Source organism: Staphylococcus sp. HMSC62A08 (genome assembly GCF_001839105.1).
Classification (GTDB): domain Bacteria; phylum Bacillota; class Bacilli; order Staphylococcales; family Staphylococcaceae; genus Staphylococcus; species Staphylococcus caprae.
Genome location: NZ_KV840050.1, coordinates 1 through 278, shown reverse-complemented (window position 1 = coordinate 278; position 278 = coordinate 1). Strand labels below are relative to the sequence as shown.

Annotated in this window: 1 rRNA gene; it reads left to right on the top strand. The window is 45.0% G+C overall.

What is annotated here, in order from left to right:
• Window positions 1–278, top strand: a 23S ribosomal RNA gene (locus HMPREF3264_RS10720); the annotation flags it as partial.

Sequence of the window (278 nt, the reverse complement as noted above, 5' to 3'; positions counted from 1 at the left end):
TGTAAGTAAGCGTTGATCCAGAGATTTCCGAATGGGGGAACCCAACATGAGTGATGTCATGTTATCGACATGTGAATTCATAGCATGTCAGAAGGCAGACCCGGAGAACTGAAACATCTTAGTACCCGGAGGAAGAGAAAGAAAAATCGATTCCCTGAGTAGCGGCGAGCGAAACGGGAAGAGCCCAAACCAACAAGCTTGCTTGTTGGGGTTGTAGGACACTCTATACGGAGTTACAAAAGAACATGTTAGACGAATCATCTGGAAAGATGAATCAA